This window comes from Achromobacter sp. (assembly GCF_036567245.1).
Classification (GTDB): Bacteria; Pseudomonadota; Gammaproteobacteria; order Burkholderiales; family Burkholderiaceae_B; genus Achromobacter.
The window spans coordinates 1-12,153 of record NZ_DATCUY010000034.1 but is presented as its reverse complement, the minus strand read 5'-3'; the positions used below and the strand labels follow the sequence as shown (position 1 = coordinate 12,153).

Genomic DNA, 12,153 nt, shown 5'->3' with positions numbered 1-12,153 from the left:
CGGGGGCGCATGCCCGGACCAAGGCAACGAGGCATCGAGGCATCGGCAGGCGCCGCCGCGTCTAAAATGGCGCTCCGATCATTTCAAGGCGCCCATGGCGCCGCCTGCCCAGGTTCCCCATGCAAGAAAACACGTCCGCCGCGCAGCCGGCATCCGGAACGCCGCAACGCCAGAGATTCGAGTCGCTCGCGCAGACGCTGGAGGCGCAGCGCGCCCGCCTGCGCCGGTGGCAGACCGTGCAGCCGGAATATCAGAAGAAGTACGAAGATGCGCTGGCGCCGCTGGAGACGGTCGAGGTCGAACTGAAGGCCAAGCTGGTGGCCTGCTTCGACCATGCCTGCAAGCAGAAAGAGCTGACCAAGGCGGAACGCACCCTGGCGTCCGAGATTGCAGCGCAGTTGGCGCAGGAGACGCTGGACGCCATCGTGCTGGACGGCACGCCGGCGGAATGCGATACGGACAGGTTGAAGGCCCTGTATCTGAAGCATGGCGGCTCGGACTATGACGCCGAGCTGGAGGAGGACGAAGAGGACGGGGAAGCAGAGGACGGGGACGCAGAGGAAGCGCTGCCGGGAGCCGCGCCGGCTCAGGAGGCGCTCGCGGAAATCGAAGCGCTGGCGGCTGCTGGTCCCGAGCGGCTGGCGGACATCGATGAGGACCGTTATGCGCAGTACAACCAGGCGCTGGAGGCGCAGCTCGCCATCCTGGCCAGCGAAATCGCGGCCGTGGAAGACGGCTTCAAAGCCAGGTACCACTTCGATCCCGCCCAATCCATCGACCCCGCGGACCTGATGGAAGATCTGGACGCGGAGATCGCCGACGCCCAGGAATACATAGGCGAACTGGAATTCGAACTATCGCAGTTCGTGGACATGCAGCAGGTCAAGGCCTGGCTCAAGGCCATGAAGCAGCAGTTGGCCGCCACGCGCCGGCGCGAAGGGCGCGGCTGAGGATCAGGCCGCCGGACGCCGCGCGACGGGCACCACCTTCATCACCGGCGCGGCGCTCTTGCCGGCATCGGCCCGCGGCCGGATCATCATGGGGAAGAAGCGCCACAGGTACAGCGCGAAGGCCAGCGCCCAGGCGGTCGCCGAGGCATGCAGAAAGCCGATGGTGGCGGCGGTCGGGAGCAGGGCGGCCAGGCGCAGCAACGCCGCCATTATCATCAGCGCATAGCTCAGCACCATGCTGCGGTCGGTCTGCAGCGGCCGGCCCAGGTGGCCGAGCGCGGTGCGCGTGACCATGCCCAGGATCAGCACCGAGAACCCGGCCACGCCGATCACATGTGCGGGCCAGGCGGGCCGCAGCACATAGCCGGCCAGTTGCGCCGCGCCCACCAAGAGGCCTATGCCCAGGCCGCCATAGCCCGCATACAGGATCCATAGCAGCGGCACCTTGCGCACCGCCCAGGGCTTCCACGATATCCATTGCGCCAGGGCGATCAGCCCGGTGGCGGCCAGCGCCAGCGCGGCCGCCTGCGGCTGGCCCGCCAGCAGGCAGGCGATCGCGACGATGCCCGTGCCCAACTGCCAATGGCCGCTGCGGGTGTGAGGCGGGATGTCCAGCCCGGCCACCGCGCGCTTGGCGAAGAAGGGGATGACGCGGCGCGCGATCAGCAGCGTCAGCACCGCCATGCACAGCAGGCCGGCATTGAAGTAGCGCATCAGCGCGAAGTAGTCGCCCCGGACCGAGGCCCAGAGATAGAGCGCGTTGGTCGCGGCCAGGCCCAGCAGCAGAAAGGGAATGCCGTAATTGCGCTGATTGCGCGTGACGGCGACGGCGCGGCCCAGCGCGCCCGCGGCCCACAGGAAGAACAGCAGGTCCGCCGCGGCGGCCACCACGAAGGCCGGCCTTCCGGGCACCAGGTAGCCCGCGCGCGCCACGATCCACACCGCGCACAGCGCCGCCAGGGGCGTGCCCCGCAAGGGGTTCTTGCCGGTCCAGTTGGCGCCCGCCGTCAGCAGGAAGCCCACCGCGATAGTGGCGACGAAGCCCCACAACATCTCGTGCGCATGCCAGGGCATGCCGTTCAACACGCCCGTCAGGCGCGCGGGCGCATGCACCCATAGCAGCACGGAGGCCAGCGCCCAGAAGCAGCCGGCCAGGTACAGCGGCCTGAAGCCCATTTCCGTGAAGGCGCTCCACTGGGGCCGGGCGCGGCGCGGCGGCGCGGCAGGTTCTTCAATGCTAAGCAGCGTGCTCATGAGGGTCCGCGGTGCCGTTTCGGTATCGCGTTTAAAGGTGTATTTGAAATACATATTAATGCGTCCAGCGCGTCGCCGCCAGCGCGGCGGCTTGATCCAGCGCAAGCCGGGCCGGCAAGAAAGCGGTGACTAGTCACATCGGCAAGGGGCTTCTGGTCGGCTGGCGAATGGTCCGCAAGGCCCGCGATGCCTAGGCTAGCCACATGTCTTCGTGAGTAAAGCGAGAGTAACCATGGCAGCAAGTCATTCCTCGGCCGGCGCGCCGATGCGGGTCCTGATTTCAAGCACGTTCGCCTTCACCATCTGTTTCGCGGTGTGGATGATCTTCGCGGTGCTGGGCATTCCCATCAAGGCGCAGCTGGGCCTGTCCGAAACCGAATTCGGCCTGTTGGCCGCCATGCCGGTCCTGACCGGTTCGCTGGTGCGGGTGCCGCTGGGCATCTGGACCGACCGCTACGGCGGCCGGCCGGTGTTCTTCATCCTGATGCTGCTGGCGGTGGTGCCGATCTGGCTGCTGTCCTATGCCACCGAGTACTGGCAGTTCCTGGTGCTGGCGCTGTTCGTCGGCCTGACGGGCGGTTCTTTCTCGGTGGGCACGCCCTATGTGGCGCGCTGGTTCCCGCGCAACAAGCAGGGCCTGGCGATGGGCGTGTTCGGCGCGGGTAATTCCGGCTCGGCCATCACCAAGTTCGTAGCCCCCGCTCTGATCGCGGCAGCCGGCGGAGCCTGGGTCATCGTGCCCCAGGTCTACGCGGTGGCGCTGCTGGTCACGGCCGTTCTGTTCTGGCTGTTCTCTTCTTCCGACCCGTCGCACCGCGTGAAGAGCGGCGCCAGCCTGTCGGCGCAGATGGCCATGCTGAAGGATCCCCGCGTCTGGCGCTACTGCCAGTACTACTCGGTGGTGTTCGGCGGCTATGTGGCGCTGGCGCTGTGGATGACCAAGTACTACATCGGCGAATACGGCTTCGACATGAAGCTGGCGGCGTTGCTGGCGGCTTGCTTCTCCCTGCCTGGCGGCGTGCTGCGCGCCGTGGGCGGCTGGATCTCCGACCGCTACGGCGCCTACAAGACCACCTGGTGGGTGATGTGGGTGTGCTGGGTGGCGTTCTTCCTGCTGAGCTATCCGCAAACGGAACTCACCGTCGCGACCGCCAACGGCCCGCGCAGCTTCGGCATCGCGCTGGGACCGGTCGCCTTCACCGTGCTGCTGTTCGTGGTCGGCATCGCCATGGCCATCGGCAAGGCCTCGGTCTTCAAGTTCATCTCGGACGAGTTCGGCGAAAACATCGGCGCGGTCTCCGGCATCGTCGGCCTGGCGGGCGGCCTGGGCGGCTTCGTGCTGCCGATCATGTTCGGAATCCTGCTGGACCTGACGGGCGTGCGTTCCAGCGCCTTCATGCTGCTGTACGGCACCGTCTGCGTCTCCCTCATCTTCATGCACTTCAGTTTCCGGCCGGAAAGCGCGGCCATCGCCCGGCAACAAGCTGCCTCTCCCTCCACCACCTCCTGAGAGTATCCCTATGTCTTCCACTCAAGTCCTTGCGCGCTGGGAGCCGGATAATCCCGGCTTCTGGAAGCAGACCGGCGCCCGCGTCGCCAACCGCAATCTCTGGATCTCGATTCCGGCGCTGATGCTGGCGTTCAGCATCTGGATGCTGTGGAGCGTGGTGGTGGTCAACCTGGACCGCGCCGGTTTCATGCTGTCCAAGAACCAGATGTTCTGGCTGACGGCGCTGCCGGCACTGTCGGGCGCGACCCTGCGCATCTTCTACTCCTTCCTGGTGCCGGTGTTCGGCGGGCGCAAGTGGACGGCCATTTCCACCGCCTCGCTGCTGATCCCGGCGCTGGGCATGGGCTTCGCCCTGCGCGATCCGACCACCACCTTTCCGACCCTGCTGATCCTGGCGCTGCTGTGCGGCCTGGGCGGCGGCAACTTCAGTTCCAGCATGGCCAACATTAGCTTCTTCTTCCCCAAGGAGAAGAAGGGCCTGGCCACCGGGCTGAACGCCGGCATCGGCAACCTGGGCGTGTCCCTGGTGCAGTTCGTGGTGCCCGTGGTCATTTCCATCGGCGTGTTCGGCGTGGCGGGCGGCGAGCCCCAGGTCATCACCGCCAATGGCGCGCAACAGAACCTGTGGCTGCAGAACGCCGGCTTCATCTGGGTGATACCGATAGCGCTGGCATCCATTGCCGCCTGGTTCGGCATGAACGACATCGCCGACGCTCGCGCCTCGTTCGCGGACCAGGCCGTCATCTTCAAGCGCAAGCACAACTGGCTGATGTGCTGGCTGTACGTGGGCACCTTCGGTTCCTTCATCGGCTTCTCGGCGGGCTTCGCCATGCTGACCAAGACGCTGTTCCCGCAGGTCGATCCCATGGCCTATGCCTTCCTCGGCCCATTGCTGGGCTCGCTGACGCGGCCGTTCGGCGGCTGGGTATCGGACAAGCTGGGCGGCGCGCGGGTCACGCTGTTCACCTTCGCGGCCATGATCGCGGCGGTGCTGGGCGTGGTGACGTTCCTGCCGGTGGCCGGACAGACCGGGAATTTCACAGGCTTCCTGACCATGTTCATCGTCCTGTTCGCGCTGACCGGCGTGGGCAACGGCTCGACCTTCCGCATGATTCCCGTGATCTTCCTGCGCGAACGCACGCAGGCGGCCGAGGGCAAGGGCGCCGCGGCGCAGAAGCAGGCCCAGGCGGACGCCGCCAAGGAATCGGCCGCGGTGCTGGGTTTCTCGGGTGCGATCGGCGCGTACGGCGGCTTTTTCATCCCGCGCAGCTTCGGCACCTCGCTGGAGATGACGGGCAGCGTGCAGGCCGCCCTGTATTGCTTCATCGGCTTCTACGCCACCTGCATGGTCATCACCTGGTGGTACTACGCCCGCCGCAATGCGCCGGTGCCTTGCTAGAGCGAAACGGACGCGGCCGGAGTGACTAGTCATTCTGCCGCGCCCGGCCTGTGCCACCGGCGAATGGTCCGGAAGGCGGGCCGCGCCCACAATGAATTCAACAGCATTGATCGCAGTACGCGCCGGCCGGACCGGCGCTCTTGGAGAATAGAGAATGAGCCATTTTCTGGACCGCTTGAAGTTCATGTCGCGGGTGAAGTCCACCTTCGCGGACGGTCACGGCGAAACGGTCAACGAGGACCGCAAGTGGGAAAACGCCTACCGCGCCCGCTGGCAGCACGACAAGGTGGTGCGCTCGACGCACGGCGTGAACTGCACGGGCTCCTGCTCCTGGAAGGTCTACGTCAAGAACGGCCTGATCACCTGGGAAACCCAGCAGACCGACTACCCGCGCACGCGGCCCGACCTGCCCAACCATGAGCCCCGCGGCTGTCCGCGAGGGGCCTCGTACAGCTGGTACGTGTACTCGGCGCAGCGCGTGAAGTACCCGATGATCCGCGGCCGCCTCATGGAAATGTGGCGCGAGGCCCGCAAGACCATGGACCCGATCGCGGCCTGGGAATGGATCAGCCAGGATCCCAAGCGCGCCAAGCGCTACAAGGCCGTGCGCGGCCTGGGCGGCTTCGTGCGCGCCGATTGGGATACCGCAATGGAAATCGTGGCCGCCGCCAACGCGCTGACGATCAAGAAGTTCGGCCCCGACCGCGTGATCGGCTTTTCGCCTATCCCGGCGATGTCCATGGTCAGCTATGCGGCCGGCGCGCGCTATCTCAGCCTGCTGGGCGGCGCCTGCCTGAGCTTTTACGACTGGTACTGCGACTTGCCGCCCGCCAGCCCGCAGATCTGGGGCGAGCAGACCGACGTGCCGGAATCGGCCGACTGGTACAACTCGACCTATCTGATGGTGTGGGGCTCGAACGTGCCCCAGACCCGCACGCCGGACGCGCACTTCTACACCGAGGTCCGCTACAAGGGCACCAAGACGGTGGCCGTGTCCAGCGACTTCGGCGAAATGGTCAAGTTCGGCGACATCTGGCTGGCGCCCAAGCAGGGCACCGACGCCGCGCTGGCCATGGCCATGGGCCATGTGATCCTGAAGGAATTCCACCTGTCGGGCGCCTCGGACTACTTCCGCGACTACGTGCGGCGCTACACCGACATGCCCATGCTGGTGCTGCTGAAGGAGCGCGACGGCTTCCATGCCCCCGACCACTTCCTGCGCGCCTCGCACCTGGACGGCGCGCTGGGCGAACAGAACAACCCCGATTGGAAGACGCTGGTGCTGGATGCCAAGAGCGGCGACCTGGTCGCTCCCAACGGCAGCATCGGCTTTCGCTGGGGCGAGGGCGCGGTCAACGGCGGCGAAAAGGTCGGCCGTTGGAACCTGGAGTCCAAGGACGGCGGCAATGGCCGCGAGATCGAACCCACGCTGAGCCTGGTCGATCAGTCCGACGCCGTCGTGAGCGTGGGTTTCCCTTATTTCGGCAGCGAGCATGGCGAACTGCAGGTGCGCAACGTGCCGGCGCGCCGCATTCGCCTGGCAGACGGCAGCGAGGCCCTGGTGGCCACGGTCTACGACCTGCAGATGGCCAACTACGGCCTGGACCGCGGCCTGGGCGGCGGCAACGTCGCCAGCTCCTATGACGACGACGTGCCGTATACGCCCGCCTGGCAGGAAAAGCACACCGGCGTGCCGCGCGCGCAGGTGATCCAGGTGGCGCGCGAGTTCGCGCAGAACGCCCATGACACCGAAGGCAAGTCCATGGTGATCGTCGGCGCCGGCCTGAACCACTGGTACCACATGGACATGATCTACCGCGGCATCATCAACATGCTGATGATGTGCGGTTGCGTGGGCAAGAGCGGTGGTGGCTGGGCCCACTACGTGGGCCAGGAAAAGCTGCGTCCGCAGTTCGGCTGGGCGCCGCTGGCGTTCGGTTCCGACTGGGTACGTCCGCCGCGCCAGATGAACGGCACGTCCTTCTTCTACGCGCACACCAGCCAGTGGCGCCATGAAAAGCTGAACGTCCAGGAAATCCTGGGCCCGACGGCGGACCGCGGCCGCTACGGCGACCTCAGCATGATCGACCTGAACGCCCGCGCCGAGCGCATGGGCTGGCTGCCGTCGGCGCCGCAACTGCGCACCAATCCGCTGGACGTGGTGGCGCAGGCGGAAAGCCAGGGCAAGGATCCGGTGGCGTATGTCGCCGAACAGCTCAAGTCGGGCGAACTGCGCATGTCCTGCGAGGATCCGGACGACCCGGCCAACTTCCCGCGCAATATGTTCGTGTGGCGGTCCAACATCCTGGGTTCCAGCGGCAAGGGGCACGAGTACTTCCTGAAGTACCTCCTGGGCACGCAGAACGCGGTATTCGGCGACGAAGCCGACGCGATCAAGCCTACCGAGGTGACCTATCAGGAAGACGCGGCCGAAGGCAAGCTGGACCTGCTGACCGTGCTGGACTTCCGCATGAGCACCACCTGCCTGTACGGCGACATCGTGTTGCCCACGGCCACCTGGTACGAAAAGGACGACCTCAACACCTCGGACATGCACCCGTTCATCCATCCGCTGAGCGAGGCCGTGCAGCCCTTGTGGGAAAGCAAGACCGACTGGGAGATCTACAAGCTGCTGGCCAAGAAGTTCAGCGAAATCGGCGGCCCCTACCTGGGCAAGCGCCGCGACGTGGTGCTGACGCCGCTGATGCATGACACCCCGGGAGAACTGGGCCAGGCTTTCGAGCCCAAGGACTGGAAGCTGGGCGAATGCGACCTGGTGCCGGGCAAGACCGCGCCCAACATGACCGTGGTCGAGCGCGACTACAACGACATCTACCGCAAGTTCACCTCGGTGGGGCCGCTGCTGGACAAGCTGGGCAACGGCGGCAAGGGCATCAACTGGAACACCGAGCACGAAGTGCACGAGCTGGCCGGCATCAACGAGGCCGTGACCGAGCCTGGCGTGAGCCAGGGCCGGCCCAAGCTGGACACCGCCATCGACGCGGCCGAGATGATCCTGACCTTCGCGCCCGAGACCAATGGCCACGTGTCGGTCAAGGCCTGGGAAGCCCTGGGCAAGATCACGGGGCGTGAGCACGCGCACCTGGCCATCGGCCGCGAGCACGACAAGATCCGCTTCCGCGACATCCAGGCGCAGCCGCGCAAGATCATTTCCGCGCCCACCTGGTCGGGCCTGGAAAGCGAAGAGGTCAGCTACAACGCTGGCTATACCAACGTGCACGAGCTGATTCCATGGCGCACGCTGACCGGCCGCCAGCAGTTCTACCAGGACCATCGCTGGATGCTGGACTTCGGCGAAGGCTCCTGCGTGTACAAGCCGGCCATCGACACCAAGACGGTTGCGCCCATGCTGGGCCGCTACCCGAACGGTGAAAAGGAACTGGTCCTGAACTGGCTGACGCCGCACCAGAAGTGGGGCATCCACAGCACCTACTCGGACAACCTGCGCATGCTGACCCTGAGCCGCGGCGGTCCCCACGTGTGGATCTCGGAGGCCGAGGCCAAGCAGGCCGGGCTGGTCGACAACGACTGGGTCGAAGTGTTCAACGTCAACGGCACCCTGACGGCGCGGGTGGTGGTCAGCCAGCGCGTGCCGGTCGGCATGTGCCTGATGTACCACGCGCAGGAAAAGATCGTGAACGTGCCGGGCGCGGAAACCAGCGGCAAGCGCGGCGGCATCCATAACTCGGTCACGCGCACGGTGCTCAAGCCCACGCACATGATCGGCGGCTATGCCCAGCAGGCCTACGGCTTCAATTATTACGGCACGGTGGGCGCCAACCGCGACGAGTTCGTGGTGCTGCGCAAGATGAAGAAGGTGGACTGGCTGGAAGGTCCGCTGGTCGAAACGCAACAAGAAGAGAAGCAATCATGAGGATACGCGCCCAAATCGGCATGGTGCTGAACCTGGACAAGTGCATTGGCTGCCACACTTGCTCGGTCACCTGCAAGAACGTCTGGACCAGCCGCGACGGTGTCGAATACGCCTGGTTCAACAACGTGGAAACCAAGCCCGGCATCGGCTATCCCAAGGAATGGGAGAACCAGGAGAAGTGGAAGGGCGGCTGGAAGCGCACCGCCGCCGGCAAGCTGGAACCGCGCCAGGGCGGCAAGCTGCGGATCCTGGCCAATCTCTTCGCCAACCCGAACCTGCCGCAGATCGACGACTACTACGAGCCGTTCACTTTCGACTACGAGCATCTGCAGAAGGCGCCGCTGTCGCAGACTCCGCCCACCGCACGCCCGGTGTCGGTGCTGACCGGCAAGAAGATGGACAAGATCCATTGGGGCCCGAACTGGGAAGACGACCTGGGCGGCGAGTTCAGCGCGCGCAGCCGCGACGCGCTGTTCGAAGGCGTGCAGAAGGAGATGTACTCGACCTTCGAGAACACCTTCATGATGTACCTGCCGCGCCTGTGCGAACACTGCCTGAACCCGGCCTGTGTCGCCAGCTGCCCGTCCGGTTCCATCTACAAGCGTGAAGACGACGGCATCGTGCTGGTGGACCAGGACAAGTGCCGCGGCTGGCGCATGTGCATCTCCGGCTGCCCGTACAAGAAGATCTATTACAACTGGAGCAGCGGCAAGGCCGAGAAGTGCACCTTCTGCTATCCGCGCATCGAGGCCGGCCAGCCGACCGTGTGCTCGGAAACCTGCGTGGGCCGCATCCGCTACCTGGGCGTGATGCTGTACGACGCCGATCAGATCGAACACGCCGCGTCCACCGCCAACGAGCAGGACCTGTACCAGTCGCAGCTCGACCTGTTCCTGGATCCGCATTCGCCCGAGGTGATAGCCGCCGCGCGCGAACAGGGCATCCCCGAATCCTGGCTGGAAGCCGCCCGCAAATCGCCGGTCTACAAGATGGCGATGGAATGGCGCGTCGCCTTCCCGCTGCATCCGGAATACCGCACCTTGCCCATGGTCTGGTACATCCCGCCGCTGTCGCCCATCCAGACGGCCGCCGAATCCGGCCAGATGCCGCAGCGCACGGTGGGCAAGAGCGCCATGATCCCGGACGTTTCCAGCCTGCGCATCCCGGTGCGCTACCTGGCCAACCTGTTGACGGCGGGCAAGGAAGCGCCGGTGGTGCAGGCGCTGGAACGCATGCTGGCCATGCGTGCCTACAAGCGTTCGGAAACCGTGCACGGCGAACGCGATACCGCCTTGCTGGAGCAGGTCGGCCTGTCCGAGGCGACCGTGCAGGACATGTACAAGATCATGGCGATCGCCGACTACGAGGATCGCTTCGTGGTGCCCAGCAGCCACAAGGAAGTGGTCGAGGACAGCTTCAACGAGAAGGGCAGCTGCGGCTTCACCTTCGGCAACGGTTGCTCGGGCGGGGTGTCGGAAGGCACCTTGTTCGGACGCAAGCCCCAGGGCAGCGAGATCTTCATCGAGATGCCGAAATCGCGCAAGAAGGCCGCTACGGCCTAGGAAAGGAGAATAACCATGAGTCTGTACCGCCTGCTTTCCGCCTTGCTGTGCTACCCCGAGCCCGAGCTGCTGGACGCGCTGGGCGAGGTCGAAGCCGCCTTGTCCGACTATCCCGATGCGGAGGAAACCCTGCAGCCGCTGGTGGCCTACCTGGCCACCAACGATCTCATCGCGCTGCAGGAAAACTACGTCGCCACCTTTGACCGCAACCGCTCGCACTCGCTGCACCTGTTCGAGCACGTGCACGGCGAAAGCCGCGACCGCGGCCAGGCCATGGTGGACCTGCTGGACACCTACCGCGAGCATGGCTTCGAACCGGTGGTGTCCGAGCTGCCGGACCATGTGCCGCTGTTCCTGGAGTTCCTGGGGGTGATCGACCCGGCCCTGGCGCAGGACCTGCTGGACGAGGCCATCCACGTGCTGGCCGCCATCGGCGCGCGCCTGGCCAAGGGCGAAAGCCCCTACGCCTGCATCTTCGCGGTGCTGCGCGCGCAGTCCCGCGTGATTCCGCGCGAACAGACCGAGGCGCCCGTGCGCGACATGGACGAGGCGATGGAGACCTTCGGCACCGGACCGGACGGCGTGGAACCGCTGCTGCGGCCTTTCTCGGGCGATGGCGCGCAGACCGTGCGCTTCTATCCCCGTGCGCCCGCGGCTCATTAATCTTCAGGACGACGCATCATGAACTCCCTGAATCAGTTTCTTTTCGGCATCTATCCCTACATCGCGCTGACGATCTTCCTGTTGGGCAGCCTGGTGCGCTTCGAGCGCGAGCAGTACACCTGGAAGACGGACAGCTCGCAGCTGCTGCACCGCGGGCAACTGCGCCTGGGCAACATCCTGTTCCACGTCGGCATCCTGGGCCTGTTCTTCGGGCACCTGGCCGGCCTGCTGACGCCGGTGGTGGTGTGGGACACGCTGGGCGTATCGCATACGCTCAAGCAGACCGTGGCCATGGTGGCCGGCGGCGTCATGGGCGGCCTGTGCCTGATCGGCCTCTTGATCCTGATCCATCGCCGCCTGAGCGATCCCCGCATCCGCGCCACCACGCGGCCCGGCGACAAGCTGCTGCTGCTGTGGATCCTGGTCACGCTGCTGCTGGGCCTGTCCACCATCGTGCTGTCGGCTGGCCACATGGACGGCGAAATGATGGTGCGCCTGATGACCTGGGCGCAGCACATCGTCACCTTCCAGGGTGACGCCGCCAGCCATATCGCCGGCGTGCCCTTGCTGTTCAAGGCACACCTGTTCATGGGCCTGACGCTGTTCGTGATCTTCCCGTTCACGCGCCTGGTCCACGTCTGGAGCGGCTTCGCCTCGGTCGGCTACCTGGGCCGCGCCTGGCAGCTGGTCCGCCCGCGCTGATTCCACGCACCAGGACTAGGAGCCGAACATGCCTGTCATCGTCAATGGCGTCGAACTGAACGACGCGGATCTGGAACGCGAACTGCCGCTGCATGCCGAGGCCGGCAATCCCATGCGCGAAGCGATCACCGCCCTGGTGCTGCGCCGCGTACTGCTGGACGAGGCCGGCAGGCTGGGCCTGGACGCCGCGGACGAGGAGGGCGCCATCGGCGCCTTGC

General features: G+C 65.8%; 8 protein-coding genes and 1 pseudogene. 8 read left to right on the top strand and 1 reads right to left on the bottom strand.

Features of this window, described 5'->3' with window-relative positions; translation table 11 throughout:
* Positions 1 to 119 precede the first annotated feature (119 nt).
* Positions 120 to 950: a hypothetical protein gene (locus VIR09_RS01265; protein WP_332011002.1), complete on the top strand. Its 831-nt coding sequence runs from the start codon at positions 120 to 122 to the stop codon at positions 948 to 950.
* A 3-nt stretch (positions 951 to 953) separates the two neighbouring features.
* Here the strand turns inward: VIR09_RS01265 and VIR09_RS01260 are convergent, their stop codons facing one another.
* Positions 954 to 2,204 carry an NnrS family protein gene (locus tag VIR09_RS01260; RefSeq protein ID WP_332010998.1) on the bottom strand — a complete coding sequence of 417 codons (1,251 nt, stop codon included), beginning with the start codon at positions 2,202 to 2,204 and terminating at the stop codon, positions 954 to 956.
* A gap of 232 nt (positions 2,205 to 2,436) precedes the next feature.
* Here VIR09_RS01260 and VIR09_RS01255 point away from each other — a divergent pair, with 232 nt between their 5' ends.
* The 7 genes and pseudogenes from VIR09_RS01255 to VIR09_RS01225 all read left to right on the top strand — a co-directional run.
* Positions 2,437 to 3,714: a nitrate/nitrite transporter gene (locus tag VIR09_RS01255; RefSeq protein WP_332010995.1), complete on the top strand. Its 1,278-nt coding sequence runs from the start codon at positions 2,437 to 2,439 to the stop codon at positions 3,712 to 3,714.
* 10 nt (positions 3,715 to 3,724) lie between these two features.
* Positions 3,725 to 5,113, top strand: coding sequence for a NarK family nitrate/nitrite MFS transporter (locus tag VIR09_RS01250; RefSeq protein WP_207467667.1), 1,389 nt, complete (start codon positions 3,725 to 3,727; stop codon positions 5,111 to 5,113).
* Positions 5,114 to 5,267: 154 nt separating this feature from the next.
* Positions 5,268 to 9,008 carry a nitrate reductase subunit alpha gene (locus VIR09_RS01245; RefSeq protein WP_332010989.1) on the top strand — a complete coding sequence of 1,247 codons (3,741 nt, stop codon included), beginning with the start codon at positions 5,268 to 5,270 and terminating at the stop codon, positions 9,006 to 9,008.
* Complete coding sequence (gene narH, locus VIR09_RS01240; protein WP_332010986.1) at positions 9,005 to 10,570, top strand: nitrate reductase subunit beta; 1,566 nt, start codon at positions 9,005 to 9,007, stop codon at positions 10,568 to 10,570. The genes VIR09_RS01245 and narH overlap by 4 nt, the downstream gene beginning before the upstream one ends.
* Before the next feature lie 15 nt (positions 10,571 to 10,585).
* Positions 10,586 to 11,233, top strand: coding sequence for a nitrate reductase molybdenum cofactor assembly chaperone (gene narJ / locus VIR09_RS01235; RefSeq protein WP_332010983.1), 648 nt, complete (start codon positions 10,586 to 10,588; stop codon positions 11,231 to 11,233).
* A gap of 18 nt (positions 11,234 to 11,251) precedes the next feature.
* Positions 11,252 to 11,935 (top strand): respiratory nitrate reductase subunit gamma, encoded by a 684-nt coding sequence (gene narI, locus VIR09_RS01230; protein ID WP_332010981.1) that lies wholly within the window; start codon positions 11,252 to 11,254, stop codon positions 11,933 to 11,935.
* Between the two features lie 28 nt (positions 11,936 to 11,963).
* Positions 11,964 to 12,153, top strand: a pseudogene (locus VIR09_RS01225) (peptidylprolyl isomerase); the annotation flags it as partial.

Excerpts from the sequence above, each read along its gene's own strand:
- VIR09_RS01265 (WP_332011002.1), top strand. The coding sequence starts at position 120 with ATGCAAGAAAACACGTCCGCCGCGCAGCCGGCATCCGGAACGCCGCAA.
- VIR09_RS01260 (WP_332010998.1), bottom strand. The coding sequence starts at position 2,204 with ATGAGCACGCTGCTTAGCATTGAAGAACCTGCCGCGCCGCCGCGCCGC.
- VIR09_RS01255 (WP_332010995.1), top strand. The coding sequence starts at position 2,437 with ATGGCAGCAAGTCATTCCTCGGCCGGCGCGCCGATGCGGGTCCTGATT.
- VIR09_RS01250 (WP_207467667.1), top strand. The coding sequence starts at position 3,725 with ATGTCTTCCACTCAAGTCCTTGCGCGCTGGGAGCCGGATAATCCCGGC.
- VIR09_RS01245 (WP_332010989.1), top strand. The coding sequence starts at position 5,268 with ATGAGCCATTTTCTGGACCGCTTGAAGTTCATGTCGCGGGTGAAGTCC.
- narH (WP_332010986.1), top strand. The coding sequence starts at position 9,005 with ATGAGGATACGCGCCCAAATCGGCATGGTGCTGAACCTGGACAAGTGC.
- narJ (WP_332010983.1), top strand. The coding sequence starts at position 10,586 with ATGAGTCTGTACCGCCTGCTTTCCGCCTTGCTGTGCTACCCCGAGCCC.
- narI (WP_332010981.1), top strand. The coding sequence starts at position 11,252 with ATGAACTCCCTGAATCAGTTTCTTTTCGGCATCTATCCCTACATCGCG.